The sequence below is a fragment of the Mycobacterium sp. genome, from assembly GCF_047975165.1.
In the GTDB taxonomy this organism is placed as follows: Bacteria; Actinomycetota; Actinomycetes; order Mycobacteriales; family Mycobacteriaceae; genus Mycobacterium.
This window is the reverse complement of record NZ_JBKECZ010000028.1, coordinates 12,339-39,309: the sequence shown is the minus strand read 5'-3', so window position 1 is coordinate 39,309 and position 26,971 is coordinate 12,339. Positions and strand designations below refer to the sequence as shown.

At 67.7% G+C, this 26,971-nt stretch carries 28 protein-coding genes; 22 read left to right on the top strand and 6 right to left on the bottom strand.

What is annotated here, in order from left to right; all coding sequences use genetic code 11:
- The 4 genes from infB to ACK5M9_RS02225 all read left to right on the top strand — a co-directional run.
- The coding region (gene infB / locus ACK5M9_RS02240; RefSeq protein WP_416891577.1) for a translation initiation factor IF-2 at nt 1-2,097 on the top strand (2,097 nt) is incomplete at its 5' end.
- Nucleotides 2,098-2,118: 21 nt separating this feature from the next.
- Nucleotides 2,119-2,646: a 30S ribosome-binding factor RbfA gene (rbfA, locus tag ACK5M9_RS02235; protein WP_416891576.1), complete on the top strand. Its 528-nt coding sequence runs from the start codon at nt 2,119-2,121 to the stop codon at nt 2,644-2,646.
- Nucleotides 2,621-3,631 (top strand): DHH family phosphoesterase, encoded by a 1,011-nt coding sequence (locus ACK5M9_RS02230; protein WP_416891575.1) that lies wholly within the window; start codon nt 2,621-2,623, stop codon nt 3,629-3,631. Before rbfA ends, ACK5M9_RS02230 begins: the two co-directional genes overlap by 26 nt.
- A 58-nt stretch (nt 3,632-3,689) precedes the next feature.
- Complete coding sequence (locus ACK5M9_RS02225) at nt 3,690-4,973, top strand: MATE family efflux transporter (protein ID WP_416891581.1); 1,284 nt, start codon at nt 3,690-3,692, stop codon at nt 4,971-4,973.
- Between the two features lie 35 nt (nt 4,974-5,008).
- Here the strand turns inward: ACK5M9_RS02225 and ACK5M9_RS02220 are convergent, their stop codons facing one another.
- Entirely contained in the window at nt 5,009-5,266 is a 258-nt protein-coding gene (locus ACK5M9_RS02220) for a Txe/YoeB family addiction module toxin (RefSeq protein ID WP_416891574.1), read from the bottom strand.
- A complete protein-coding gene (locus ACK5M9_RS02215; RefSeq protein WP_416891573.1) occupies nt 5,263-5,547 on the bottom strand; it encodes a type II toxin-antitoxin system Phd/YefM family antitoxin in 285 nt (94 codons plus the stop codon). Before ACK5M9_RS02215 ends, ACK5M9_RS02220 begins: the two co-directional genes overlap by 4 nt.
- Nucleotides 5,548-5,660: 113 nt before the next feature.
- On the opposite strand from ACK5M9_RS02215, the gene ACK5M9_RS02210 reads away from it, so the two are divergent.
- The 5 genes from ACK5M9_RS02210 (at nt 5,661) to ACK5M9_RS02190 (ending at nt 10,864) form a co-directional block, all read left to right on the top strand.
- Nucleotides 5,661-6,584, top strand: a complete 924-nt coding sequence (locus ACK5M9_RS02210; RefSeq protein ID WP_416891572.1) for a carbohydrate ABC transporter permease — start codon at nt 5,661-5,663, stop codon at nt 6,582-6,584.
- Nucleotides 6,581-7,411, top strand: a complete 831-nt coding sequence (locus tag ACK5M9_RS02205) for a carbohydrate ABC transporter permease (RefSeq protein ID WP_416891571.1) — start codon at nt 6,581-6,583, stop codon at nt 7,409-7,411. The genes ACK5M9_RS02210 and ACK5M9_RS02205 overlap by 4 nt, the downstream gene beginning before the upstream one ends.
- A gap of 2 nt (nt 7,412-7,413) precedes the next feature.
- Nucleotides 7,414-8,718: an ABC transporter substrate-binding protein gene (locus tag ACK5M9_RS02200; RefSeq protein ID WP_416891570.1), complete on the top strand. Its 1,305-nt coding sequence runs from the start codon at nt 7,414-7,416 to the stop codon at nt 8,716-8,718.
- Nucleotides 8,711-9,787, top strand: coding sequence for an ABC transporter ATP-binding protein (locus ACK5M9_RS02195; protein WP_416891569.1), 1,077 nt, complete (start codon nt 8,711-8,713; stop codon nt 9,785-9,787). The genes ACK5M9_RS02200 and ACK5M9_RS02195 overlap by 8 nt, the downstream gene beginning before the upstream one ends.
- Before the next feature lie 204 nt (nt 9,788-9,991).
- Nucleotides 9,992-10,864: a bestrophin family protein gene (locus ACK5M9_RS02190; RefSeq protein ID WP_416891568.1), complete on the top strand. Its 873-nt coding sequence runs from the start codon at nt 9,992-9,994 to the stop codon at nt 10,862-10,864.
- A gap of 169 nt (nt 10,865-11,033) precedes the next feature.
- On the opposite strand, the gene ACK5M9_RS02185 is transcribed toward ACK5M9_RS02190, so the two are convergent.
- Nucleotides 11,034-11,789, bottom strand: a complete 756-nt coding sequence (locus ACK5M9_RS02185; RefSeq protein WP_416891567.1) for an enoyl-CoA hydratase — start codon at nt 11,787-11,789, stop codon at nt 11,034-11,036.
- A gap of 119 nt (nt 11,790-11,908) precedes the next feature.
- Between ACK5M9_RS02185 and ACK5M9_RS02180 the strand changes: the two genes are divergently transcribed.
- Both ACK5M9_RS02180 and ACK5M9_RS02175 read left to right on the top strand, forming a co-directional pair.
- Nucleotides 11,909-12,061: a hypothetical protein gene (locus ACK5M9_RS02180; protein WP_416891566.1), complete on the top strand. Its 153-nt coding sequence runs from the start codon at nt 11,909-11,911 to the stop codon at nt 12,059-12,061.
- Nucleotides 12,061-12,426 (top strand): DUF86 domain-containing protein, encoded by a 366-nt coding sequence (locus tag ACK5M9_RS02175; protein WP_416891565.1) that lies wholly within the window; start codon nt 12,061-12,063, stop codon nt 12,424-12,426. The genes ACK5M9_RS02180 and ACK5M9_RS02175 overlap by 1 nt, the downstream gene beginning before the upstream one ends.
- A 25-nt stretch (nt 12,427-12,451) precedes the next feature.
- On the opposite strand, the gene ACK5M9_RS02170 is transcribed toward ACK5M9_RS02175, so the two are convergent.
- Together ACK5M9_RS02170 and ACK5M9_RS02165 are read right to left on the bottom strand one after the other, a co-directional pair.
- Complete coding sequence (locus tag ACK5M9_RS02170; protein ID WP_416891564.1) at nt 12,452-14,128, bottom strand: CocE/NonD family hydrolase; 1,677 nt, start codon at nt 14,126-14,128, stop codon at nt 12,452-12,454.
- A gap of 24 nt (nt 14,129-14,152) precedes the next feature.
- Nucleotides 14,153-14,731: a DUF3558 domain-containing protein gene (locus ACK5M9_RS02165; RefSeq protein ID WP_416891563.1), complete on the bottom strand. Its 579-nt coding sequence runs from the start codon at nt 14,729-14,731 to the stop codon at nt 14,153-14,155.
- Between the two features lie 156 nt (nt 14,732-14,887).
- On the opposite strand from ACK5M9_RS02165, the gene ACK5M9_RS02160 reads away from it, so the two are divergent.
- The 9 genes from ACK5M9_RS02160 (at nt 14,888) to ACK5M9_RS02120 (ending at nt 24,632) form a co-directional block, all read left to right on the top strand.
- A complete protein-coding gene (locus ACK5M9_RS02160; protein ID WP_416891580.1) occupies nt 14,888-15,853 on the top strand; it encodes a metallophosphoesterase family protein in 966 nt (321 codons plus the stop codon).
- On the top strand, nt 15,850-16,533 hold the full coding sequence (locus ACK5M9_RS02155) for a 4'-phosphopantetheinyl transferase family protein (RefSeq protein WP_416891562.1): 684 nt from the start codon (nt 15,850-15,852) through the stop codon (nt 16,531-16,533). The genes ACK5M9_RS02160 and ACK5M9_RS02155 overlap by 4 nt, the downstream gene beginning before the upstream one ends.
- Nucleotides 16,530-17,483, top strand: a complete 954-nt coding sequence (gene truB, locus ACK5M9_RS02150; RefSeq protein ID WP_416891561.1) for a tRNA pseudouridine(55) synthase TruB — start codon at nt 16,530-16,532, stop codon at nt 17,481-17,483. Before ACK5M9_RS02155 ends, truB begins: the two co-directional genes overlap by 4 nt.
- Nucleotides 17,484-17,544: 61 nt before the next feature.
- Nucleotides 17,545-18,513: a bifunctional riboflavin kinase/FAD synthetase gene (locus ACK5M9_RS02145; protein ID WP_416891560.1), complete on the top strand. Its 969-nt coding sequence runs from the start codon at nt 17,545-17,547 to the stop codon at nt 18,511-18,513.
- 301 nt (nt 18,514-18,814) lie between these two features.
- On the top strand, nt 18,815-19,084 hold the full coding sequence (rpsO, locus tag ACK5M9_RS02140; protein WP_416891559.1) for a 30S ribosomal protein S15: 270 nt from the start codon (nt 18,815-18,817) through the stop codon (nt 19,082-19,084).
- Between the two features lie 11 nt (nt 19,085-19,095).
- Nucleotides 19,096-19,641 (top strand): LppU family putative lipoprotein, encoded by a 546-nt coding sequence (gene lppU / locus ACK5M9_RS02135; RefSeq protein WP_416891579.1) that lies wholly within the window; start codon nt 19,096-19,098, stop codon nt 19,639-19,641.
- A gap of 357 nt (nt 19,642-19,998) precedes the next feature.
- Complete coding sequence (locus ACK5M9_RS02130) at nt 19,999-22,254, top strand: polyribonucleotide nucleotidyltransferase (protein ID WP_416891558.1); 2,256 nt, start codon at nt 19,999-20,001, stop codon at nt 22,252-22,254.
- Nucleotides 22,232-23,599, top strand: coding sequence for a M16 family metallopeptidase (locus ACK5M9_RS02125; protein ID WP_416891557.1), 1,368 nt, complete (start codon nt 22,232-22,234; stop codon nt 23,597-23,599). Before ACK5M9_RS02130 ends, ACK5M9_RS02125 begins: the two co-directional genes overlap by 23 nt.
- A gap of 4 nt (nt 23,600-23,603) precedes the next feature.
- Nucleotides 23,604-24,632: a nitronate monooxygenase gene (locus ACK5M9_RS02120; RefSeq protein WP_416891556.1), complete on the top strand. Its 1,029-nt coding sequence runs from the start codon at nt 23,604-23,606 to the stop codon at nt 24,630-24,632.
- A gap of 5 nt (nt 24,633-24,637) precedes the next feature.
- Here ACK5M9_RS02120 and ald read toward each other — a convergent pair whose 3' ends face one another.
- Nucleotides 24,638-25,753 (bottom strand): alanine dehydrogenase, encoded by a 1,116-nt coding sequence (ald, locus tag ACK5M9_RS02115; RefSeq protein WP_416891555.1) that lies wholly within the window; start codon nt 25,751-25,753, stop codon nt 24,638-24,640.
- 113 nt (nt 25,754-25,866) lie between these two features.
- On the opposite strand from ald, the gene ACK5M9_RS02110 reads away from it, so the two are divergent.
- Together ACK5M9_RS02110 and ACK5M9_RS02105 are read left to right on the top strand one after the other, a co-directional pair.
- Nucleotides 25,867-26,391: an Lrp/AsnC family transcriptional regulator gene (locus ACK5M9_RS02110; RefSeq protein ID WP_416891554.1), complete on the top strand. Its 525-nt coding sequence runs from the start codon at nt 25,867-25,869 to the stop codon at nt 26,389-26,391.
- 20 nt (nt 26,392-26,411) lie between these two features.
- The gene (locus ACK5M9_RS02105) at nt 26,412-26,873 is read left to right on the top strand and encodes an SRPBCC family protein (protein ID WP_416891553.1); all 462 of its coding nucleotides are present in this window, start codon (nt 26,412-26,414) and stop codon (nt 26,871-26,873) included.
- The last annotated feature ends 98 nt before the right edge of the window (nt 26,874-26,971 follow it).

Here is a 26,971-nt window from a genome sequence, read left to right as displayed (position 1 = left end):
CGCCCCGGCGCACCCCGGCCGGGCGGCGCCCGGCCAGGCGGTCCCGGCGGCGGTGGCGGCGGCAACTACCGCGGCGGCGGTGGCGGCGGTGGCGGCGGTGGCGGCGGTGGTGTTGGTGCGGCCCCCGGTGGCTTCCGGGGCCGTCCCGGTGGCGGTGGCCGGCCCGGACAGCGCGGCGGAACGGCCGGTGCCTTCGGGCGTCCCGGCGGAGCGCCCCGGCGTGGACGCAAGTCCAAGCGGGCCAAACGCGCCGAATACGAGAACATGCAGGCCCCCGTCGTCGGCGGCGTGCGGCTGCCGCACGGCAATGGCGAGACGATCCGGCTGGCCCGTGGGGCGTCGCTGAGCGACTTCGCCGACAAGATCAACGCGAACCCGGCGGCACTGGTTCAGGCGCTGTTCAACCTCGGCGAGATGGTGACGGCCACCCAGTCGGTCGCCGACGAGACGCTGGAGCTGCTCGGCGGCGAGATGAACTACGTCGTACAGGTCGTCAGCCCCGAGGACGAGGACCGCGAGCTGCTGGAATCCTTCGACCTCACCTACGGCGAGGACGAGGGCGGCGAGGAGGATCTCGAACAGCGACCGCCGGTGGTCACCGTCATGGGTCACGTCGACCACGGCAAGACGCGCCTGCTGGACACGATCCGCAAGGCCAACGTCCGTGAGGGCGAGGCCGGCGGTATTACCCAGCACATCGGCGCCTACCAGGTCAGTGTCGAGCACGACGGTGCCGAGCGGCTGATCACCTTCATCGACACCCCGGGCCACGAGGCGTTCACCGCGATGCGCGCACGCGGCGCCAAGGCCACCGACATCGCGATCCTGGTGGTCGCGGCCGACGACGGTGTGATGCCGCAGACGGTGGAGGCCATCAACCACGCCCAGGCCGCCGACGTGCCGATCGTGGTGGCCGTCAACAAGATCGACAAGGAAGGCGCCGACCCGGCCAAGATTCGCGGCCAGCTCACCGAATACGGTCTGGTCGCCGAGGAATTCGGTGGGGAGACGCTGTTCGTCGACATCTCGGCCAAGCAGGGCACCAACATCGAGAAGCTCGAAGAGGCCGTGCTGCTGACCGCCGACGCCGCATTGGACCTGCGGGCCAACCCCGAGATGGAAGCCCAGGGTGTGGCCATCGAGGCGCACCTGGACCGCGGCCGCGGCCCGGTTGCCACCGTGCTGGTGCAGCGCGGCACGTTGCGGGTCGGCGACTCGGTGGTTGCCGGCGATGCCTACGGCCGGGTTCGCCGGATGGTCGACGAACACGGCGACGATGTCGACGAGGCGCTGCCGTCGAGGCCGGTGCAGGTGATCGGCTTCACCTCGGTGCCCGGTGCCGGCGACAACTTGCTGGTGGTCGACGAGGACCGGATCGCCCGCCAGATCGCCGACCGGCGCAGTGCCCGCAAACGCAACGCGCTGGCCGCGCGCAGCCGCAAGCGGATCAGCCTGGAGGATCTGGATTCGGCGCTGAAGGAGACCAGCCAGCTCAACCTGATCCTCAAGGGCGACAACGCCGGTACCGTCGAGGCGCTGGAAGAGGCCCTGATGGGTATCGACGTCGACGACGAAGTGGTGTTGCGGGTGATCGACCGCGGTGTCGGTGGTATCACCGAGACCAACGTCAACCTGGCCTCGGCCTCGGACGCGATCATCATCGGCTTCAACGTGCGCGCCGAAGGCAAGGCCACCGAGCTGGCCAACCGCGAGGGCGTCGAGATCCGCTACTACTCGGTCATCTACCAGGCGATCGACGAAATCGAGAAGGCTCTGCGCGGCATGCTCAAGCCGGTGTACGAGGAAAATCAGCTGGGACGGGCGGAGATCCGCGCACTGTTCCGGTCCTCGAAGGTCGGCCTCATCGCCGGCTGCATGATCACCTCCGGGGTGGTCCGTCGCAACGCCAAGGCTCGACTGCTGCGGGACAACATCGTGGTCACCGAGAACCTGTCGATCAACTCGCTGCGCCGGGAGAAGGAGGACGTGACCGAGGTCCGGGAGGGCTTCGAATGCGGTCTGACACTGGGCTACTCCGACATCAAGGAGGGCGACGTCGTCGAGTCCTACGAGCTCGTCGCAAAGGACCGCTCGTGATCGCCGCGGTGAGGCTCCGGCATGGCTGATCCCGCTCGGGCGCGCCGGCTGGCCAAGCGGATCTCGGCGATCGTCGCCTCGGCGATCGAGTACGAGATCAAGGATCCGGGGCTGGTCGGGGTGACCATCACCGACGCCAAGGTGACTGCCGACCTGCACGACGCGACGCTCTACTACACCGTGATGGGGCCGACTCTCGACGACGAACCGGACTATGCCGGCGCGGCGATGGCCCTGGACCGGGCCAGGGGGGTGCTGCGCACCAAGGTCGGAGCGGGCACCGGCGTGCGGTTCACCCCTACCTTGACCTTCACCCGCGACACGACGTCGGACACGGTGAATCGCATGGAGGAGTTGCTGGCCCGCGCCCGCGCGGCCGACGCCGACCTGGCGCGGGTGCGGGTGGGTGCCGAACCGGCGGGGGAGGCCGACCCGTACCGTGACAGTGGGTCGGCGGCCGAACCGCGCGGCCGCGGGGGACTTGGCGCGACGAGTGGTGAAGGGCTCGAAGCTGAGGACACCGATGACGGCGATCGATCCGAAGACTGAGCCGGCCGGCAGCCCGCGGCCGGCCGGGGCGCGCGTCGACGCACTCGGTGCCGTCGAACTGCTGTCGGCCGCCGACACGGTCGCGGTGATCTGCCACGTTCATCCCGATGCGGATGCCATCGGTGCCGCGCTGGCGCTGGCCGCGGTGCTCGACCAGCGGGGCAAGCCGGCCCAGGTCAGCTTTGCCGAACCGCAGGAGCTGGCGGAGTCGCTGCGCTGCCTGCCTGGCCGTCATCTGCTGGTCGGTCCCGACGAGTTGCGCCGGGACGTCGACCTGGTGGTGACCGTCGACGTACCCAACGTCCACCGGCTCGGTGGACTGCGCGATCTGGCCGCGTCAAATCGGCAGCTGCTGGTGATCGACCATCATGCATCCAATGGGTTCTTCGGTACCGCGAACTTCGTCGACACCTCGGCGGACTCGACCACGATGATGGTTGCCGAGATCCTGGACGCCTGGGGGATTCCGATCGACCCTGCGGTGGCGTACTGCATCTACGCCGGGCTGACCACCGACACCGGCTCCTTCCGCTGGGCCAGTGCGCGTGCTCTGCGGCTGGCGGCCCGGTTGATCGACATCGGTGTGGACAACGCGGCACTGAGCCGGTCGCTGATGGACGATCATCCCTACGAATGGCTGCCGATGCTGTCTGGTGTGCTGGGTACTTCGGCGTTGATCCCCGAGGCGGCGGGCGGGCGCGGCCTCGTCTACGCCGTGGTCGGCCATCGGATGTGGGCCGCCTCGCGCTTCGAGGAGGTCGAGAGCGTCGTCGACATCGTGCGAACCACGCAACAGGCCGACGTGGCGGTGGTGTTCAAGGAGGTCGGGCCGCAGCAGTGGTCGGTGTCGATGCGGTCCAAGACCATGGACGTGTCGACGGTCGCGATGGGTTTCGGCGGCGGCGGGCACCGGCTGGCGGCCGGCTATTCGGCCACCGGCCCGGTCGAGGACGTCGTGGCGGCGTTGCGCGCAGCCCTGGATTGACGGGTCGTTGACCGACGCCGGGCCGAGTACCGGCCGCTCCGCATCCGGTGGACGCCAGATGGCGGGACTCGCCCTGTCGGCGCTGGGGGTGTTGGCGGCCGAGCCGCTATATCTGCTGTTTGACACCGCCGTGGTCGGGCGCCTCGGGGCGGTGCCGCTGGCGGGGCTGGCCGTCGGGAGCCTGCTGCTCGCGCTCGCCGGGTCCGGTGCGACTTTTCTGTCCTACGGCACGACGGCGCGGGCGGCGCGATATTTCGGTGCCGCCGACCGGCCTGCCGCGGTCGGTGAGGGTGTGCAGGCGGCGTGGTTCGCGTTGGGGCTCGGGGGACTGACGATCGTCGTGGGGCAGGCAGCCGCGGTGCCCGTGGTATCGGCGATTGCGGGTGACCCCGTGGTTGCGGCGGCCGCGATGCCGTGGTTGCGGATCGCGATCCTGGGTGTTCCGGCGATTCTGGTTTCGCTGGCCGGCAACGGGTGGATGCGCGGCGTGCAGGACACGGTGCGGCCGCTGCGCTACGTGGTCGTGGGCTTCGGGCTGTCGGCGTTGCTGTGCCCGCTGCTGGTGTACGGCTGGCTGGGTGCGCCGCGGATGGGTCTGGCCGGGTCTGCGGTGGCCAACCTGGCCGGCCAGTGGGTGGCAGCGCTGTTGTTCGGGAAAGCGCTTCTGGACGAGGGGGTTTCGCTGCGGCTGCACGCTGCGGTGTTGCGTGCGCAACTGGTTATGGCCCGTGATCTCATTCTGCGGACGCTGGCTTTCCAGGCCTGCTACGTGTCGGCGGCGGCGGTCGCCGCCCGGTTCGGCGCCGCCGCACTTGCAGCGCACCAGATCGTGCTGCAACTCTGGATGTTTCTGGCGCTGATCCTGGATTCGCTGGCGATCGCAGCGCAGTCGCTGGTGGGCGCGGCGCTGGGGGCCGGCGACGTCGCGCACGCCAAGTGGGTGGCGTGGCGGGTGTCGGCGTTTTCGCTGCTGGCCGCCGGGTTGCTGGCCGGTGCGCTGGCCGTGGGATCGACGGTGCTGCCCGGGCTGTTCACCAACACCGCGTCGGTGCTGGCGGCGATCGAGGTGCCGTGGTGGTTTCTGGTGGCCCAATTGCCGTGTGCCGGTGTCGTCTTCGCGCTCGACGGGGTCCTGCTGGGGGCAGGCGACGCGGCGTTCATGCGGACGGCCACCGTGGTGAGCGCGCTGGTGGGTTTTCTGCCACTGATCTGGCTGGCGTTGGCCTACGGGTGGGGATTGGCCGGTATCTGGGCGGGACTGAGCGTGTTCGTCGTGCTGCGGTTGGTGTTCGTCGGATGGCGCACGCTGAGCGGACGCTGGGCGGTGACGGGGACGGCGTAGGGCCGTGGCCTGAGCCGAACCGCGGACCGGTGGCCTCAGTAGTGGTACCGCGCTTTGAGGATCTTCACTTCGCGGTCATCGGCCCGGTAGACGAGCCGATGCTCGTCGTCGATGCGGCGGGACCAGTACCCCGATAGATCGCCGCGCAGGGGTTCGGGCTTGCCTATCCCGGTGAACGGGGTGCGCCGGATTTCGTCGATCAGCCTGATGATGCGCCGAGCGGTCTTTCGGTCGGTGGCGAGCCAAAACAGGAAGTCCTCCCAGGCGCCGGTATCGAAGCCGATGCTTCTCACGCCTGGCCGCCGGCCATCTCCCGCAGTTCTTCGATCGTCTTGGTGTCTGGTGCCGATGTGTCGCGGGCGGCTTTGTCCCGGGCAACGGCCTGCATCAGGCGGCGGGCATTCTCCGGTGAGCGCAGCAGGTACACCGTCTCCTGCCAGGCGTCGTAGTCTTCGGCGGACATCAGCACCGCCTCGCCGGTTTTGGATTTGATTCGGACGGGCTCGTGATCGGTGTTGACCTGTTCGAGTAGTGGGAACAGGCGTTGGCGTGCTTCGCTTGCGCTGATGCTCATGGGCGCCTTTCGTAGTGGTACCGGATAATTGTACGTCTGACGTACGAGATTTCCGTATGTTGTCGGCGCTGTGCCGAACGGCGCGGGGGGACCTCCGGCGCTACACTGCCCCGGTGGCCCCCCTTGCGCCGGTGACTCAGCGGCCCGGCCGCAGGGCAGTGCGGGAACGGCTACGCGACTACGCGCTGTTTCTCGCCCTGGTGGGTCCGAACGTGGTGCTGCTGTTGCTGTTCGTCTACCGCCCGCTGGCCGACAACATCCGGCTGTCGTTCTTCGACTGGAACATCTCCGACCCCAAAGCCGAATTCGTCGGGTTCGCCAACTATGCGGAGTGGTTCACCCACCCGGACACGATCCGGATCGTGTTCAACACCGCGGTGTTCACCCTGGCGGCGGTGGTCGGCTCGATGGTGTTGGGGCTGGGTCTGGCAATGCTGCTCGACCAGCATTTGCGGGGCCGAAACCTGGTGCGCTCCTTGGTGTTCGCACCGTTCGTCATCTCGGGTGCCGCGGTCGGACTGGCCGCCCAGTTCGTCTTCGACCCGCATTTCGGACTGGTGCAGGATCTGCTGCACCGCGTCGGGGCGCCGGTGCCCGATTTCTACCAGGACGCGCACTGGGCGCTGTTCATGGTGACGGTCACTTACGTCTGGAAGAACCTCGGCTACACCTTCGTCATCTATCTGGCGGCGTTGCAGGGTGTGCTCCGGGACCTGTTGGAGGCGGCCGAGATCGACGGCGCCGGCCGGTGGACGACGTTCAGGCGGGTGCTGTTGCCGCAGCTGCGGCCCACCACGTTCTTCCTGTCGATCACCGTGCTGATCAACTCGCTACAGGTGTTCGACATCATCAACGTGATGACCCGCGGCGGCCCTGAAGGCACCGGCACCACGACGATGGTGTTCCAGGTGTACCTGGAGACGTTCCGCAACTTCCGCGCCGGATACGGCGCCACCGTCGCCACCATCATGTTCCTGGTGCTGCTGGGCATCACCTACTACCAGGTGCGCGTGATGGACCGGGATCAGGGCCGATGAAGCCCGGCGCGGTGGCTACGCGGCTATTCGGTTACACGGCAATGCTGTTGGTGGTGGTGCTGATCGCCGGACCGCTGACGTTTGTGTGCTTCACCTCGTTCAAGGACCAGCCCGACATCTATTCGCAGCCGACCACCTGGTGGCCGCCGCACTGGCATCCGCAGAACTACCGGACCGCCACCGAACAGATCCCGTTCTGGACCTATCTGCGCAACTCGGTGATCATCACCTCGGTGCTGGCCGCGGTGAAATTCGTGCTCGGGGTGCTCAGCGCCTTCGGGCTGGTGTTCGCGCGCTTCCCAGGCCGCAACGCGGTGTTCCTGCTGATTCTGTCCGCACTGATGGTGCCCAACCAGATCACCGTGATCTCCAACTACGCCCTGGTATCCCAACTGGGTTTGCGCAACACCTTCCTCGGCATCATCCTGCCGCTGGCCGGGGTAGCCTACGGAACCTTCCTGATGCGCAACCACTTTCGCTCCCTGCCGGGCGAAGTCATCGAGGCCGCCCGGATGGACGGCGCACGCTGGTGGCAACTGCTGCTGCGGGTCGTCCTGCCCATGTCCGGCCCGACGATGGTGGCCTTCGGCATCATCACCGTTGTCAACGAATGGAACGAATACCTCTGGCCGTTCCTGATGGCCGACGACGCCTCGGTGGCGCCGCTGCCGGTGGGGCTGACCTTCCTGCAGCAGTCCGAGGGTATGACGAACTGGGGTCCGGTGATGGCGGTGACCCTGCTGGCGATGCTGCCGATCCTGCTGGTCTTCCTGGCGTTGCAGCGCCAGATGATCAAGGGCCTGACCTCGGGTGCGGTGAAGGGCTGAGGATGATCGCGCCGAATCGCAGACAGTTCCTGACGCTGGCCGCCGCCGGGGTGACGGCCGGATGCGCCGGGATGGGCGGCGGCGCGTCGGTGAAGTCCGGCGATGGGCCGATCTCGTTCTGGTCCAACCATCCCGCCCAGTCCGCCGGGGTGGAACGTGAGCTGATCGGCCGCTTTGAGAACCGCTTTCCCGGACTGTCGGTCAAGCTGATCGACGCCGGCAAGGACTACGACGAGGTGGCCCAGAAGTTCAACGCCGCACTCATTGGCACCGACGTCCCCGATGTCGTTGTGCTGTCCGATATCTGGTGGTTCCACTTCGCGCTGAGCGGGGTCATCGCACCGCTGGACGACCTGTTCGGCCAGGTCGGCGTCGACACGTCGGACTACGTCGACTCGATGTTCGCCGACTACGCCTTCGACGGCCACCACTACGCGCTGCCGTACTCGCGCTCGACCCCGCTGTTCTACTACAACAAGGCACTGTGGGGGCAGGTCGGACTGCCGGATAGGGGGCCGGTGTCCTGGCAGGAGTTCGACGAATGGGGACCGCAGCTGCAGCGTGCGGTCGGCGCCGGCAACTGGGCGCACGGCTGGGGCAACGCACTGGTCATTCCCTGGACCTTCCAGGGACCTAATTGGACGTTCGGCGGCGCCTTCTCGCGGGGCTGGGAGATTACCGCCGACGAACCCGCCACCCTGGCCGCCGGGGAGTTCTACCGGGATTCCATCCATCGCAAGCACTACGCCGCGGTGGCAAAGGATGTCTCCAACGAGTTCGCCACCGGAATCCTGGGCTCCACGTTGACGACGACCGGCGACCTGGCGGCCATCACCCGAAACGCCCGATTCGACGTCGGCGTCTCACCGCTGCCCCTGGCGCCCGACGGGGCTCCGGGGTGCCCCAACGGGGGGGCGGGCCTGGCCATCCCCGCGAAACTCTCCGACGAACGAAAACTCAACGCGCTGCGGTTCATCGCCTTCATCACCAACCCGGCCAGCACCGCCTATTTCAGCCGGCGCACCGGATACCTCGCGGTGCGCAAATTGGCGATCCACGATCGCAGTGAACAGCGCTACCTGGACGAAAACCCGCGTGCCCGGGTGGCATTCGACCAACTCGCACACACCCGGCCGCAGGACAACGCGCGGGTCTTCCTGCCCGGCGGCGACCGCATCATCGGAGCCGCAATGGAATCCATCGGACTGAAGGGAGCCGACGTGCGGAGCACCTTCACCCGGATGAACAAGCACCTGCAAGTCGTCTACGACCGCCAGCTCAAGCGGAAGCTGGCCGGCCGTGGCTGAAGTCCGGTACCGCGGGGTCACCCACCGCTATCCCGGCGCCGAGAAGCCGGCCGTCGACAGCCTGGACCTGGATATCGCCGACGGCGAATTCCTGGTTCTGGTAGGGCCTTCGGGCTGCGGCAAGTCCACCACCCTGCGGATGCTGGCCGGTTTGGAGTCGGTGGAAGCCGGTGTCATCACCATCGGCGATGTGGACGTCACCCACCTGCCGCCGCGGGCACGCGACGTGGCCATGGTCTTCCAGAACTACGCGCTGTATCCGAACATGACCGTGGCCGCCAACATGGGGTTTGCGCTGCGCAACGCCGGTGTGTCACGTGCCGAGACCAAGGTGCGCGTCGGTGAAGTCGCGGCCATGCTGGAACTGACCGACCTGCTCGACCGCAAGCCCGCCAGGCTCTCCGGCGGTCAGCGGCAGCGGGTGGCCATGGGGCGCGCGATCGTGCGCCGGCCCCAGGTGTTCTGCATGGACGAACCGCTGTCGAATCTCGATGCCAAGCTGCGGGTCAGCACCCGCGCCCAGATCTCGCGACTGCAAAGCCAACTCGGCACCACCACGGTCTACGTCACCCACGACCAGGTGGAGGCGATGACGATGGGTGACCGCGTCGCCGTCCTCGAAGACGGTGTACTGCAACAGGTCGACACGCCGAGGGAGCTCTACGACCACCCGGTGAACACATTCGTGGCGACCTTCATCGGTGCGCCGTCGATGAACCTCATCGACGCCACCGTTGCCGACGGCGTCGTGGCATCCCCGGATCTGGGCATCCCGGTGCCCCGGGGGACGCCCGGGCACGTTCTGATCGGTGTTCGTCCGGAATGCTGGGGCCTGACCACGGCGGGTGCGCCCGGGTCGGTGCAGGTCCGTGTCGAACTGGTGGAGGAACTGGGCTTCGAATCCTTCGTCTACGCAACGCCGGTCGCGGCCGACGGCTGGTCGCCGCGTGCGGAACGCATCGTGTTCCGCATCGACCGTCGGGACGCCGTGCGGGTGGGGGAGACGCTGGGGATCGTCCCGCACCCGCAGGTGAGTTTCTTCGACGCCGTGACCGGGGCTGCCGTTTAGTCGGCAGCGGGACGCGACCCGGTGCGAAACGATGCCGCTCCCGCCGCTGGCATTCCAGGCCCGCCGCCTGCGCAGGGACCCGCACACCCGCTACGCTGCCCGGAGCCGCTCAACTGCAAATCCCGTGTCCAATCCGCGCGGGCAAGGCCCGAACCCCGTGCCCGTGCCGGCTGGGCCCGGATGTCCCGTTAGGCGAAATGAATCATGATCGAATACGACTCACACAAATGGCTGGACCACTTCTTTGACATCCGCGGCTCGCTGGTCCGGGAGATCATCGGTCGAGTCTCCCTCTGCGTTGCCTGGTCGGCGGCGGTGGTCGCCTTTCACAACTATGTCGCTCCGGTGGGTATGCCGTTCCAGCTGCACACCCTGTTGGGCCTGACCATCGGTCTGCTGCTGGTTTTCCGCACCAGCTCCAGCTATGAGCGATTCTGGGAGGGACGCAAACTCTGGGGCGGGATCGTGAACGAGACACGGAACCTCGTCCGCAGCGCCGGGGCATACATGAAGGGGGATCCGGTGCTGGTCGCCCGGCTCACCCGATGGACGGCGGCGTTCCCCTGGGCGGCCATGCACAGCCTGCGCGGTACCGAAGGCATCGGGCCACAATCCGGCGAACTTCCGGCCGCCGAGGCGCAGGAGGCGATCAGCGCGCACCATCCCGCTCTCGCTATCGCGGCCAACATGTCCGAGTGTCTCGCCGAGGCGCGCGAGCGCAGCCTGATCTCGGACATCATGCTCACCTCGATGGACCAGAACATTCAGCTGCTGGTCGACTACCTGGGCAGCTGTGAACGAATTCGCAAGACGCCGATGCCCTTCGCCTACGCCGTTCACCTGCGCCGGGCGCTGGTGGCCTATTGCTTCACCCTCCCGTTCGCCATGGTCGAAACCTTCGGCTGGACAACGATTATCGACGTCCTGATCATCGCCTACACCTTTTTTGGCATCGAGGAAATCGGTGTCGAGATCGAAAGCCCCTTCGGGCATGATGCCAACGACATCCCCATCGAGGACATCTGCGAAACCATCCACCAGGACGTCTACGCCCAGGCGGATCTTGGTTCGAGGTAGGCCTTGCTCGCGAGCGGAACGCCACGGTGAAATCCGGAGCGCGAAATCGCAGCCACGTTACGCTCGCGAACGACTCGCGGCCACCGTCGTTGGCCGGCACCCTCCGAATCACAAGGGCAGGACCAGTTCTCACCGGAGCGGGGCCTGCCCGGCCCGTTCACTCGTGGATTCAGCTTTCGCGCACCTGGGTGCGGCCGCGTTGCAGCACCGCGTCCCGGTTGGCGGCGATATCGTCTCCGCTGGGCAGGAATTGGCGTGCCGCGGCGGCTTCCATCCACAGTCCGCCGGCGGTGTGCGCGTCGTCGATACGGTGATAGGAGGCCAGCAGGGCGCGCACCGCGTCCCGGTTGTTGCCGACGATCGACGCCGCAACCCGGCGGGCGGCGGGCAGCAGCTGGCCGTGTGGCACCACCTCGGTGACCAGCCCGGCCCGCAGCGCGTCGGCGGCCGACAGGTAGTCGCCGGTCATGCTCATCCGCCGGGCCAGGCCCACCCCCGCCTTCTGCGGCAGTCGGACGCTCAGGCCCCAGGTGGGCAGCAGGCCGACCCGGGCGTGGGTGTCGGCGAAGCGCGCCTGCTCGGAGGCGATGAGAATGTCGCAGTACAGGGCCAACTCCAGGCCGCCGGTGACCGCGGCGCCGTTGATCGCCCCGATCACCGGTTTGGTCATCGCCGGCCAGCGCGGCGAAATATCGGGCAGGGCGGTCTGGCCGCCCAGTTCCTTGAGGTCGAGTCCGGCGCAGAACACCGGGTCGGCCCCGGTGAGGATGACCACGTCGACGGTGTCGTCGGATTCGGCGTCGGACAGCGCGCCGAAGAACCGGTCGCGCAGTGCGGCCGAGAGTGCATTGCGGGATTGCGGACGGTTGAGGGTCAGGGTGCGGACCCGGGCGTCGGTGTCGATCAGCAGGACGTCGTCGGTCATGGGGTTTACGGTAGCCAATTGCGGGGCGGGGGATTGGAGGGCGAGTGCGCGCTATCCACCGTCGCGCGGATCGAATCCGCGAGGCACCGATACCCCCGAAAAGCGATATTGACCTGGTGATGAGGTTTCGGTCGGGCGTATCCCTCGGCGATGTCGCTCTGCTGCAACAGGATCTGCGCGAGCTGCTCGGTGCGCCGGTCGAAATCATCAGTGAGGACGGCTTGCGGGGGCGGTTCGCACGCCGAGTCGCCACCGATGCGACGCCGCTGTGATGCCGTCGCGCACCGGTCGAGACTATCTTGCCAACTCCTACGGCGATCGTCTCCTCGACAGGCTCGACGATCTGCTCGAATTGTGCTCGGAAGCAGCGGAATTGGTGGCAGATGGCCAGGAATGCCTGCTGACGCAGTGGCGTCAGCAACGGGTCGCGGAGGCCGTTCTGGGCCGCATCGGCGAGACCGCTTCGCATCTGCCTTCGGCGTTCCGCGACGAGTATCCTGCTCAACCCTGGCCGCAGATCATCGGCGTCCGGATCATCACGGCGCACAAATACAGAGCTCTCGACTACCGCCAGGTGTGGACTTCCCTGACGCAGGCGGCGGCGCTACGTGACTATGTCGAGCGGATCCTGGGCTGAGTGGGTGCCGCCCACCCCGAAACCCTCACCCACCCTCCACCGGCAGCACCACCCGCGACTCCCCGAAGTGCACCGAATGGGTGGCCGGGCGGATCTCCCGCCCGGTGAGCACCGGCTCCCCGGCGCCCAGGTTGGGCGCATAGCGCGGGAACCAACTGCCGGCGATGAGCACCCGGATTCGGGAGCCGGCTTTGAATCGGTGGGCGATGGCGTCGAGTTCGATTGTGACGCGGCGTGTTCCGGGCTCGGCGGGTTCCAGCCGTCGATACCCTTCGCTGACGTTGCGCGACTTGCCTTTCGCGTCGACCTCGCTGAGCCGCACCAGCAGATCGACGTGGGGGTTGTCGGCACTGTGGTCAAACTCGACGACCGGGTTGCCGTGTGCGCACACGTCGTGCGTCAGCGGTGATCCGGTGAAGCTCAGGACGTCGTCGCGGGTGGCCAGGCTGGTGTCGTCTCGGTACCCGCTCTGCGGAGCGAGCAGCGGTCCGCCGATGGTCGGGGTGGGGTGGCGCGGATCGTAGTGAAACTGCGCCGGGCGGGTGTTGGTGGTGGGCGGGGTGTTGCCCAGGCGGCCGTAGGGTTGCAGGTAGAGCGCATGCTCGCCCGTCTTCGGCGGCCACTGCGGTAGGTCGCGCCAGCCCTGACCGGTGACGTAGAGATGCACCGGTTTCGGCCGCCGTAGCTTCGACCTGCCGCTCAGGTGGGTATCGAGCCAGTCGAGGGTCTCCCGGGTGCACACCGGCAGCGCCTTGGTGATCATCTGGGTATGCGTCCACGGCCCCACGGTGAGCGCGACATCGACGCCGCGGTCCCGCAGGTGCCGATACTGGTACAGCGACTGGCCCAGGAAGATGTCCTGCCAGCCGGAGAGCAGCAGCACCGGGACGCTGACGCGGTCCAGTGCGCCGGGGAAGCGCAGGCGGTCCCAGAATGGGTCGTCCTCGGGTGTTTCCACCCACGCTTCGAACCAGGGTGCACCGTCGCCGAGCATTGCCCGTGCGGCGCGCCCCAGCGGCACCTTCGCTGCGGCACGCGCGACTTTGCGGGGAGTGCGGATCTGCTGGACTCCGGTTTGAAAGAGGCCGTAGCGTTCCTGCTCGGCCACCAGGTGGCTCCAGCCCAGGAAATCGTAAATCGCGAATGATCCTGTGCCCCACACGGATTTCCGGAAGTCGTGCGGGCCCACCATGATCACGGCCGCCGCGAGCTCGGGCGGCGGATCGTCGAGCAGCGCCCATTGGGTGAAGCCCAAATACGACAACCCGATGGTGGCGAAACGGCCGGTGAACCACGGCTGCTGGCGAAGCCACGCCACGGTGTCGGCGCCGTCGGCGGCCTCGTTGGACATCGGCACGAACTCGCCTTCGGAGCCGTATGTTCCCCGCACGCTCTGCAGCACCACGTGGTAGCCGCGGGCCGCGTACAGCCGGGCGAAGGCCAGTGAGAACGGCAGCCCCCGCAGGTACGGCGTGCGGGCCAGCAGGGTGCCCAGGGGTTTGCCCGTCTGCGGTGCGTAGTGGTCGGCCACCAGCCGCACTCCGTCGCGCATCGGAACTTCCACCCGGGATACCGTGTAGCGCGTCGTGGTCCGGCGGAGCCCGAAGGAGCGTCCCAGTGCCCGCAGCGCGGCCCTGCCGGCCGCCCCGTCCGCCCGCGTGTCCGATACCGGCCAGTCGTGTGGAGCCGAAGTGGTACTCACGCCTTCCAGGTTAGGGACAGCGCGTCAGAACTTGTACAGGGGTGCGAGTTCGTTGGCCCGCTGCAGGTTGGTGGCTTGGCAGTCCACGTCGGGCTCGGCGTACACCGTGGAGTAGAACAGGGACTGCTGGATCACCCCGTAGCTGGTCTTGAACGTCACCATGCAGGACGAGTACCAGAAGTCGTTGTGGTAGCTGGGCTTGAGCACCCAGTACTGCGCCGCGCGGTGCCCCTGGATCGTTGTTTCGATGGCGTCCGCGGGCAGCGACTGGGCATACGTGCGCCAGATGATGGGCTCGACGGCGAGTTGGTAGTTGCCGGCGTCGAATTGGCAGCGCAACCCCTCCTGCGGCTCGGGTGGGGTGAACGCCAAGCCGAGTCGCTGCACGTCGCCGAACGGAATGTCGGTGCACGGATCGAACGGGCTGGGGTCACTGGTCGCGATGATCGGGCTCTTCATGGTGGTTTCCATGGGCTGCTCGGTCGATCGCAATTCGACACTGCGCGGTGCCTCCGGCGCGGCGGACTGCCAGCCGCTGACCCCCGCCAAGCCCGCCGTAAGCAGGGCGGCGAACGCAACGGCCAGTCGGAACTTGGCGACCACGACGCCCCCTCGATTGTTGGCGGTATTGGCGGGTCTACTGCGCGGAGTGTACAAGCAGCGTGCGTTTGGTCACAGTAAAACAGGAACACGTTCTAGCCCGCAAACGGCCGGGCGGTTCATGCCGGGTCGCTAGGGTGGGTACTCGTGGCCGGGCACATACCGGGGCAGCAGCCCAGCGGCGGTGGACAGCCGACCCTGTGGGCTGTCTCGGACCTGCACACCGGGCACCTGGGCAACAAGCCCGTCACCGAGTCGCTGCATCCGTCTTCGCCGGAGGACTGGTTGATCGTCTGCGGTGACGTCGCCGAACGCACCGACGAGATCCGCTGGGCGCTGGACTTGCTGCGGCGACGTTTCGCGAAGGTGATCTGGGTGCCGGGCAACCACGAACTGTGGACCACCACCCGCGACCCGATGCAGATCTTCGGCCGCGCCCGCTACGACTATCTGGTCAACATGTGCGACGAGATGGGCGTCGTCACCCCCGAACACCCCTTTCCGGTGTGGAACGAACGCGGCGGGCCGGCCACCATCGTGCCGATGTTCCTGCTCTATGACTACTCGTTCCTACCCGAGGGCGCGGCGACCAAGACCGAGGGCCTGGCGATCGCCAGGGAACGCAACGTGGTGTGCACCGACGAGTACCTGCTCTCCTCCGAACCGTACGGCACCCGGGACGCCTGGTGTCGTGATCGCCTCGACAAGACCCGCGCGCGGTTGGAAGAACTGGACTGGGTGCAGCCCACCGTTCTGGTGAATCACTTCCCGCTGGTGCGTGATCCGTGCGACGCGCTGTTCTATCCGGAGTTCGCGCTGTGGTGCGGAACCACCGGGACCGCCGACTGGCACACCCGCTACAACGCGGTCTGCTCGGTCTACGGCCATCTGCATATTCCGCGGACGACGTGGTACGACGACGTGCGCTTCGAAGAGGTCTCGGTGGGCTACCCGCGCGAGTGGCGGCGCCGCAAGCCCTACAGCTGGCTGCGGCAGGTGCTGCCGGACCCGCAGTACGCGCCGGGCTACCTCAACGATTTCGGTGGTCACTTCGTGATCACCCCGGAGATGAGGGCCCAGGCCGCCCAGTTCCGGGAGCGGTTGCGGCAGCGGCAGGACCGGTGACCGCGCACCCGCTGGTGCCGTCGCTGCTGCCCGGCACCCTCGTCGGCGACATGGCCTGCGCCGAGTTGTACGACGACCCGCCGCGGCTTGCCCCGCTGCCCGAAGAGGAGCCCCTGATCGCCCGGTCGGTGGATAAGCGCCGCAACGAGTTCATCACCGTGCGGCACTGCGCCCGCATCGCCCTGGCGGAGCTGGGTGTGGCGCCGTCACCGATCCTCAAAGGCGACAAGGGGGAACCGTGCTGGCCCGACGGCATCGTCGGCAGCCTGACGCACTGCACCGGCTACCGGGGCGCGGTGGTGGGCCGAAGCCCGAGGGTGCGTTCGGTGGGAATCGACGCCGAACCGCACGATGTGCTGCCCGCCGGTGTGCTGGATGCGATCAGCCTGCGCCGGGAACGCGACGAGATCCCCGCGAAGGTGCCCGGTGGGTTGCACTGGGATCGAATGCTGTTCTGCGCCAAAGAGGCAACGTATAAGGCCTGGTTTCCGCTGACCAGGCGGTGGCTGGGTTTCGAGGATGCCCATATCACCTTCGACACCGATCGGTCGGGGTCGGCAGGCCGGTTCGTCTCCCGCATCCTGATCGATCCGGCCGCCCTGTCGGGACCGCCGTTGACATCGCTGGCCGGGCGTTGGTCGGTGCGGCACGGCCTGGTGCTGACCGCGATCGTGTTATGAGCAGCGCCGAGTCGGGGAGCGGCGCTGAACGGGGGACGGCCGCCGCGCCGGGGAGCGGCGCCCGGCCCGGCCTGGTCGTCGTCGACAAACCCGCCGGAATGACCAGCCACGATGTCGTCGGCCGATGCCGGCAAATCTTCGGCACTCGCAAGGTGGGTCACGCCGGGACCCTCGACCCGATGGCCACCGGGGTGCTGGTGCTCGGTGTCGAGCGGGCCACCAAGATCCTCGGCCTGGTGAGCGACACCGCCAAGTCGTACGCCGCCACCATTCGGCTGGGTCAATCGACCACCACCGACGACGCCGAAGGCGAACTGCTGCAGTCCGTTCCGGCAGCGCACCTGTCCGACGAGGCCGTAGCCGCCGCGCTGGCCGGGCTGCGCGGCGACATCCGCCAGGTTCCTTCGGCGGTGAGCGCGATCAAGATCGGCGGCCGACGGTCCTATCGGCTGGTCCGCGAAGGCCGGGCCGTCGAACTGCCCCCCCGGCCGGTACGCGTCGACCGCTTCGAGGTGCTCGCCCGGCGCACCGGCGGCGAGGTGGTCGATCTCGACGTCGAAGTGGATTGTTCGTCGGGTACCTATATCCGTGCGCTGGCCCGCGATCTCGGCGACGGCCTGGCGGTGGGTGGCCATCTGACGGCGTTGCGGCGGACCCGGGTCGGCCGGTTCGACCTGAGCCACGCGGTGTCGCTGGACGAGCTCGCCGAACGTCCACGGCTGAGTCTGACCCTCGATGAGGCCTGCCTGGCGATGTTCGACCGTCGCGACCTGACCGCCGAACAGGCCGAGGCAGCGAGCAACGGCCGGGCGCTGTCGCCGGCAGGCGTCGACGGTATCCACGCCGCCGTCGATCCCGGCGGCAGGGTGGTCGCGCTGCTGCGCGACGCCGGCGGGCGAACCAAGTCGGTGGTGGTGATCCGCCCGGCCACGCAGGTATCTGGCGATTGAGCGCCGAGGTCGGTCTCGGACCGTCCCGGTGGCCTACGAGCGACGCCGTAGGATCGCGGTCGTGCAGCGGTGGCGCGGTCAGGGCGAGATTCCCACGGACTGGGGCCGTTGCGTGCTGACCATCGGTGTTTTCGACGGCGTGCATCGCGGCCATGCCGAGCTGATCGCGCACGCGGTCAAGGCCGCCCGCGCTCGCGGGGTGCCGTCGGTGCTGATGACGTTCGATCCGCACCCGATGGAAGTGGTCTATCCGGGCAGCCACCCGGCCCAGCTGACCACGCTGACCCGCCGAGCTGAACTTGTCGAGGAACTGGGCGTCGACGTCTTCCTGGTGATGCCCTTCACCGCCGAGTTCATGAAGCTGACCCCCGAGGGTTACGTCCACGAACTGCTGGTCGAATCCCTGCACGTGGTCGAGGTGGTGGTGGGGGAGAACTTCACCTTCGGGCGGAAGGCGGCGGGCAACGTCGGCACCCTGCGTCGGGCCGGCGACCGCTTCGGTTTCGCGGTGGAGTCGGTGTCGCTGCTCTCCGAGCACCACAGCACCGAGAGCGTGACATTCTCCTCCACCTACATCCGGTCCTGCGTCGACGCCGGAGACATGATGGCCGCCACCGAAGCACTCGGCCGTCCGCACCGGGTGGAGGGCGTCGTGGTACGAGGCTACGGACGGGGTGCTCAGCTGGGCTTTCCGACGGCGAACCTGGCACCGCCGTTGTATTCGGCGATCCCGGCAGACGGCGTCTACGCGGCCTGGTTCACCGTGCTGGGGCAAGGGCCGGCCGCCGGTGAGCTGGTTCCGGGGCAGCGGTATCGGGCGGCGGTGTCGGTGGGCACCAACCCGACCTTTTCCGGACGCACCCGCACTGTGGAAGCGTTCGTTCTGGACACCACCGCCGACCTGTACGGCCTGCACGTAGCGCTGGATTTTGTGGCGCGCATCCGGGGCCAGATCAAGTTCGATTCCATCGGTGAACTCACCGCCGAGATCGACGCGGACACCGAGCGCACCCGCAGGTTGCTGGGCTGAGCGCGGGCCGGGCGCCGCCCGGCGGCCCTCCGGCCGGCCTGCCCCCAGCCCGCAGCCCGCAGCCCGCAGCCCGCAGCCCGCAGCCCACAGCCCACAGCCCACAGCCCACCCAATTTCGCGAGCGTAACGCCAGTGCGGATCCGCGGCCGATTTTTCGCAGTGGCGTTACGCTCGCGGTGCGAGGGGGCGGAAGCGGCGCCCCGACCCTGCTAAACTGCCCGACGACATCGGCGCGTGCTGCGGTTCGCGGTGGCCGGGCCGTTCGATTCCCCCTCGCGGACCTATTGATGGAGATGTTTTCGTGGCTCTGACCGCCGAGCAGAAAAAAGAGATTCTCAAGTCCTACGGTCTGCATGAGACCGACACCGGATCGCCGGAGGCGCAGATCGCGCTGCTCACCAAGCGCATCGCGGACCTGACCGAACACCTCAAGGTGCACAAGCACGACCACCACTCGCGCCGCGGGCTGCTGCTGCTGGTCGGCCGTCGCAAGCGGCTGGTGAAGTACCTCACGCAGGTCGACGTGCAGCGTTACCGCTCACTGATCGAGCGACTGGGCCTGCGCCGCTGATTGGCCGAACCCTGGGCGCCCGGGTCGTCGCCGCAGCTACAGCCACCGCGACGGCCGCACTATTGGGGACCGCGGTGGGTTGTTCGCCGCCCACCGGCAGACCGGACCTCACCGGCGTCAAAGTGGGGGACTGCGTCAAGTTGGGTGGCACGCCCGACCAGCCGGAGGCGGCCAAGGCTCCGTGTGGCAGCTATGAGTCGAATTTCAAGGTCGTTGCCCCGGTAGCCGACGCCCGGGATGGTGCGTCATGTCCCGCCGACGTCGATTCGTCGTATTCGCTGCGGCGTTCGTCCAGCCATGCCCACGACACCATCTGCCTGGATATCGACTGGGTGGTCGGTGGCTGCATGAGTGTGGACCCGCGGCAAGCCGCCGACCCGTTCCGGGTGGACTGCGACGACGCCTCGGTGCTGCATCGCCAGCGGGCCACTGAGATTCTGACCGGTCTCGCCCCTCCGGTCACCGTCGACCTGTGTGCCAGCGGCCAGGGCTACGCCTACACCCAGCGCCGGTTCGCGGTGTGCGTGGAGGATGCCGACGGCCGTGTCGGGAGTTGACGGCTCCCGGCGCCGAACGGACGGCCCACGCTTGCGGTGCCCAGGGGCCGGCCAGTGTAGAGTAGGGGCGTTCTGGGCCGGACAGGCCCAAGCAACTGGTGCGGTTCGCGCAGATCCGCGTGCATCGTTCCAGCGAGTTGCCTCCGCACCACCGTGAGCGGCCTGATCTGCATCGGACGGTCTTCGGTAGTGGCTGCCGGGCTCCCCGGACCTGGGGAAGGTCGGCAGCTTCGATCGACGGCCGTAGCCGCATCCAGATTCCACTCTTCGGTGCGCTCCCGATGGAGCCGAACCCATTCGTGGTGCGGGCAGACCCGCGAAACAACTTTGTGAACCAGAGAGGCCGCAGGGACATCTATGTCTGCGACTGAAATTGAAAAGGGCGTGTTCGAATCGACCGCCACCATCGACAACGGGAGCTTCGGCACCCGCACCGTCCGGTTCGAGACCGGCCGGCTGGCCCAGCAGGCCGCTGGCGCCGTGGTCGCCTACCTCGACGAGGAAAACATGCTGCTGTCGGCCACCACCGCCAGCAAGAACCCCAAGGAGCACTTCGACTTCTTCCCTCTGACAGTTGACGTCGAAGAGCGGATGTACGCGGCCGGCCGCATCCCGGGGTCGTTCTTCCGCCGTGAGGGCAGGCCGTCGACCGACGCGATCCTGACCTGCCGGCTCATCGACCGGCCGCTTCGCCCGTCCTTCGTCGACGGGCTGCGCAACGAGATCCAGGTGGTGGTCACCATCCTGAGCCTGGACCCCAACGACCTGTACGACGTGCTGGCGATCAACGCCGCCTCGGCGTCCACCCAGTTGGGCGGCCTGCCCTTCTCCGGTCCGATCGGCGGCGTGCGGGTTGCCCTCATCGACGGCACCTGGATCGCGTTCCCCACCGTCGAGCAGCTCGAGCGGGCGGTGTTCGACATGGTGGTGGCCGGCCGGATCGTCGGGACCGACGCCGACGGCACCCCCGACGTCGCGATCATGATGGTCGAGGCCGAGGCCACCGAGAAGGTCGTCGAGCTGGTCAAGGGCGGTGCCCAGGCCCCGACGGAAACGGTGGTCGCTGGCGGCCTGGAGGCCGCCAAGCCGTTCATCGCCGCGCTGTGCACCGCCCAGCAGGAGCTTGCCGACGCAGCCGCGAAGCCGACCGGTGAATACCCGGTCTTTCCCCCCTACGAGGAAGACGTGTACTACTCGGTGGCCTCGGTGGCCACCGACGAATTGAGCAAAGCGCTGACCATCGGCGGCAAGGCCGAGCGGGACGCCCGCACCGACGAGCTCAAGGCCGAGGTGCTCGAACGGCTCGCCGACACCTACGAGGGGCGCGAAAAGGAAGTCAGCGCCGCGTTCCGCTCGCTGACCAAGAAGCTGGTCCGCCAGCGCATCCTCACCGATCACTTCCGCATCGACGGTCGCGGCATCACCGACATCCGCGCGCTGTCGGCCGAGGTCGCCGTTGTTCCGCGGGCGCACGGCAGCGCGCTGTTCGCGCGGGGCGAGACCCAGATCCTGGGCGTGACCACGCTCGACATGGTCAAGATGGCCCAGCAGATCGACTCGCTGGGCCCGGAGACCTCCAAGCGCTACATGCACCACTACAACTTCCCGCCGTTCTCTACCGGCGAGACCGGCCGGGTCGGCTCGCCCAAGCGGCGTGAGATCGGGCACGGGGCGCTGGCCGAGCGGGCGCTGATCCCGGTGCTGCCTGGCGTCGAGGAATTCCCCTATGCCATCCGTCAGGTGTCCGAGGCTCTGAGCTCCAACGGGTCGACCTCGATGGGGTCCGTCTGCGCCTCCACGCTGGCGCTGCTCAACGCCGGTGTGCCGCTCAAGGCGCCGGTGGCCGGCATCGCGATGGGGCTGGTCTCCGACGATGTGGAAATCGACGGCAGCACCGAGCGCCGCTTCGTCACGCTGACCGACATCCTGGGCGCTGAGGACGCGTTCGGCGACATGGACTTCAAGTGCGCCGGGACCAAGGACTACGTCACCGCGCTGCAATTGGACACCAAGCTCGACGGAATCCCGTCGAAGGTGCTGGCCGGCGCGCTCGCGCAGGCCAAGGATGCGCGGGTGACGATTCTCGACGTCATGGCCGAGGCCATCGACGCCCCCGACGAGATGAGCCCGTATGCGCCGCGGGTGACCACCATCAAGGTTCCGGTGGACAAGATCGGCGAGGTGATCGGCCCCAAGGGCAAGGTCATCAACGGCATCACCGAGGAGACCGGCGCGCAGATCTCGATCGAGGACGACGGCACGGTGTTCGTCGGCGCCACCGACGGGCCGTCCGCGCAGGCCGCGATCGACCGGATCAACGCGATCGCCAACCCGCAGCTTCCGACCGTGGGCGAGCGGTTCCTGGGAACCGTCGTCAAGACGACGACGTTCGGGGCGTTCGTGTCGTTGCTGCCCGGTCGTGACGGCCTGGTGCACATCTCCAAGCTCGGCCGGGGCAAGCGCATCGCGCAGGTCGAGGACGTGGTCAACGTCGGCGACAAGCTCCGGGTGGAGATCGCCGATATCGACGCTCGCGGCAAGATCTCGTTGATCCTTGTCGCCGAGGAGGACTCGGCAGCAGCGCCCGCCGATGCCGCAACCGCCGGCAACTGATCCCGCCGTCGCGTTGCCGAGGGCCAAACAGGGCGCCAAGACCGGACGTCCGGCCAGGGTAGGTGGGGCCGTGCGTCGCAGCACGCTGGGCGGTGGGCTGCGCGTGGTCACCGAATTCCTGCCGGCGGTCCGGTCCGCCTCGGTGGGCGTCTGGGTGGGGGTGGGGTCTCGCGATGAGGGTGCGACGGTGGCCGGGGCGGCGCACTTTCTGGAGCACCTGCTGTTCAAGTCCACTCCGACCCGCACGTCGGTGGACATCGCGCAGGCGATGGACGCGGTCGGCGGCGAGCTCAACGCGTTCACCGCCAAGGAACACACCTGCTATTACGCCCACGTCCTGGACACCGATCTGGCCCTGGCCATCGACCTGGTCGCCGACGTCGTGCTCAACGGTCAGTGTGCCGTCGCTGACGTCGAGTTGGAGCGTGACGTCGTCCTCGAGGAGATCGCGATGCGCGACGACGACCCCGAGGACGCGCTGACCGACATGTTCATGACGGCGCTGTTCGGCGATCACCCGGTGGGGCGTCCGGTGATCGGCAGCACGGCGTCGGTGGCGGCGATGACACGGTCGCAGCTGCGCTCGTTTCATTCGCGCCGCTATACCCCCGAACGCATGGTGGTGTCGGTTGCCGGCAACGTCGACCACGACGAAGTCGTCGCGCTGGTCCGCGGGCACTTCGGGCCGCACCTGGTCCGCGGGCGCCGGCCCGCACCGCCGCGCCGCGGCGCCGGCCGGGTAGGTGGCAGCCCGAGGCTGGTGTTGGGGAATCGGGACGCCGACCAGACCCACGTGTCGCTGGGTGTGCGCACGCCGGGCCGCGGCTGGGAGCATCGCTGGGCGCTGTCGGTGCTCAATACCGCGCTGGGCGGCGGGTTGAGTTCGCGGTTGTTCCAGGAGGTCCGGGAGACACGTGGGCTGGCCTATTCGATCTATTCGGCGCTGGACGTCTTCGCCGACAGCGGCGCGCTGTCGGTGTATGCCGCTTGCCTGCCGGGCCGCTTCGCCGATGTCGTCCGGGTGAGCGCCGCGGTACTGGAATCGGTGGCGCGGGAAGGCATCACCGAGGAGGAATGCCGTATCGCCAAGGGATCGTTGCGGGGCGGGCTGGTGCTGGGGCTGGAGGATTCCGGCTCGCGGATGAGTCGCATTGGGCGCAGTGAACTCAACTACGGTGCGCACCGCAGCATCGAGCACACGCTGCGGCAAATCGACCGGGTTACCCTCGGCGAAGTCAACGCGGTGGCCCGCCGAGTGCTGACCAAACAGGTTGGTGCTGCCGTGCTTGGCCCGTACAAGTCGAAACGGTTTCTGCCGCAACAGCTTCGAACGATGGTAAATTAGCCCGATGGTGCTGGGCTTCTGGGACATCGACGCACCGATCGTGGGTGCACCGATGGCCGGTGGCCCGGGAACACCCGCGCTGGCCGCGGCGGTGTCCAGTGCCGGCGGGCTCGGTTTCGTCGCCGGCGGCTACCGCAGCGCGGACCAGTTCGCCGAAGATATTCAAGCCGCCCGGGCTGCCACCACAGGCCCGGTCGGCGCCAACCTGTTCGTGCCCCAGCCCAGCGTCGCCGATTGGACCCAACTCGAGTACTACGCCGAAGAACTCGAAGAGGTTGCCGATCACTACCGTGTCGAGGTGGGCCTTCCGGTTCACGGGGACGACGACGACTGGGAACGAAAGCTCGAAGTGGTGGCCGATCTCCGCCCCGAGATCGTCTCGTTCACGTTCGGGGCTCCGCCGCCGGATGTCGTTCGCAGGCTGAGTGCGTTGGGGATGCTGGTGTCGGTCACGGTGACGTCGGCCTACGAGGCCGGTGTGGCGGTGGCTGCGGGTGCGGATAATTTGGTGGTCCAGGGGCCCGCGGCTGGTGGGCACCGGGGCACCTTCGCTCCGGATGCCGAACCCGCCGGTGTGCCGCTGCACGATCTGCTCGGCCAGATAAAAAGCGCTCATGACGTTCCGCTGATCGCCGCCGGGGGACTGGGCAGCGTGGATGCCGTTGCCGCGGCCTTGCGCGGTGGCGCGGTGGCCGCGCAGGTCGGCACCGCGCTGTTGCTTTCCGACGAGGCCGGCACCCACCCCGCTCACCGGGTCGCGCTGAAGAGTCCGCTGTTCGACGCCACCGTTGTCACCCGGGCTTTTTCTGGCCGGTATGCCCGCGGCCTGGCCAACAACTTCACCAGGCTGCTTGATCATGTTGCGCCGCTGGGTTATCCGGAGATCAACCAAATGACCAAACCGATTCGCGCCGCCGCCATCCAGGAAGAGGATCCGCACGGCGCCAACCTGTGGGCCGGGGAGGCTTATCGGGAGGCCCGGCCGGGTCCGGCGGCCGATATTGTCACGGCACTGGCCCCCTACATCCGGTAGCGGTCTCAGCTCAGCACCCGGGCGGGGTCAGTGAACGTCAGGCCCAGATCCTCGGCGACATGGCTGGCCAACAGCGCACCGGCGTGTGTCGAAAGTCCCTTGGCCAGAGCGGGATCCGAACGACACGCCCCCCGCCAACCCAGATCGGCCAGCTTGAGCACATACGGCATGGTCGCATTGGTCAGCGCATAGGTCGACGTTTTGGGCACCGCACTGGGCATGTTCGCAACGCAGTAGAACAGGCTGCCGTGCACGCCGAACGTCGGCTCGTCATGGGTGGTGGGCCGCGACTCCTGGAAGCACCCGCCCTGATCGATGGCGATGTCCACCAGGATCGAACCTGGTTTCATCTGTGCGACAAGGGAGTTCGAAATCAGGCTGGGAGCCTTGGCGCCGGGTACCAGGACTGCCCCGATCACCAGGTCGGCCCGCTTGACAGCCCCGGTGAGTTCGTACGCCGAGGAGCAGCGGGTGCCGACAGCTCCGGCGAATTCGGCGTCCAGCAACCGGAGTTTGGCGATGTCGATGTCGAGAACCATGACCGAGGCGCCCATGCCGGCGGCGACCCGGGCGGCGTTGTAGCCCGCGGTGCCCGCACCGATGACGACCACGTCGGCCGGCTTGACGCCCGGCACCCCGCCCATCAGGACGCCTCGGCCGCCCTGGGTGCGCAACAGGTGGTATGCGCCGACTTGCGCCGAAAGCCGGCCGGCAACCTCGCTCATCGGGGCCAGCAGCGGCAGGGCGCCGTCGGAGGTCTGGACGGTCTCGTAGGCGATCGCCGTCGCACCGGAGGTCAGCAGGGCATCGGTGCAGGAGCGTGATGCGGCCAGATGCAAGTAGGTGAACAGTGTCTGGCCGCTTCGAAGGTAGCCGTACTCACCGGGTATGGGCTCTTTGACTTTGAGTACCAGGTCACTGTCACCCCACACCTGCCCGGCGTCGTCGACCAACTGGGCTCCGGCGGTTTTGAACTTGTCGTCGCCGATCGCCGATCCCTCGCCGGCTCCGGACTGGATCAGTACCTGGTGGCCGCGGGCGGTCAAAGCGGCGACGCCGGCCGGGGTGATGGCCACCCGGAATTCGCTGTTCTTGGTTTCGGTCGGGATTCCTACTCGCATGACGCCTCCTGCCCGGATGTATCCGCGCGGTGTCGAATGCGAAACCGCGATTCTCACCTCTAGTGTGGAATGATCGTCGAAAAAATGGCAACAGAGACGAAGAAACGACGATCATGATGACATCAAATGGACGATTTTCGAATCCGCAGGGCAGGCCGGGGGGTGCGCCGAAGGATGTTCGTCCACCGGATCTCGATCGGGTGGATCACCGGATCCTGGATCTTCTGCACGGCGATGCCCGCATCGCCAACAACGCGCTCGCCGCGGCGGTCGGGATCGCGGCGTCCACCTGCCATGGCCGGGTCCGCAGGCTGGTCGAGCTGGGGGTGATCCGCGGCTTCTACGCCGATATCGACCCCGCCGCGGTCGGTCTACCACTGCAGGCGATGATCTCGGTGACCCTGCAGTCCAACGCGCGGGTCAAGATCCGGAGTTTCATCCAGAAAATCCGGAGCCGCCGGCAGGTGATGGACGTCTATTTCCTCGCCGGTGCGGATGATTTCCTCCTCCACGTCGCCGCCCGGGACACCGAGGATCTGCGCGCCTTCGTGGTGGAGAATCTCAATGCCGACGCCGATGTCGCGGGGACTCAGACATCGCTGATCTTCGAACACCTGCGCGGGGCGGCGCCCATCTGAGGGCTCGTTATGATCGCCGGATGACCATGCCTTCGGCCAGTGCGACCGTACAGATCAACGCGACGCCCGAGGAGGTGTACGGCCTCATCACCGACCTGCCCACCCTGGCTTCGGTGGCTGAGGAAGCGGTGTCGATGGACCTGCGCAAGGGCAGCGCGATCGCCAAGGGGGCGGTGTTCGTCGGCCACAACGAAAACCGGGGCAAGCGGTGGAGCACCCGATGCACGGTCACCGACGCCGAGCCGGGCCGCACCTTCGCCTTCGACGTGCGCGCGATCGCCATCCCGGTTGCCCGCTGGCAGTACGACATCGTTCCCGACGGCGAGGGCTGTCTGGTGACCGAAAGCACGTGGGATCTGCGCCCCGGCTGGTTCCGCCAGATCGCCGGCATGGCCACCGGAGTCTCGGACCGGGCTGCGCACAACGCCAAGAACATCGAGCTGACCCTGAAGCACCTCAAGCAATGGGCCGAGAAAAGGTAGTACCGCGGGTACCGGATACCTGCGGGCTTCAGTAGACTTGTCGGTAAGTGCCGTCGTGTCCGGCTGCCTGCCGGTCACGTGGCTCAACACCGAGGTAG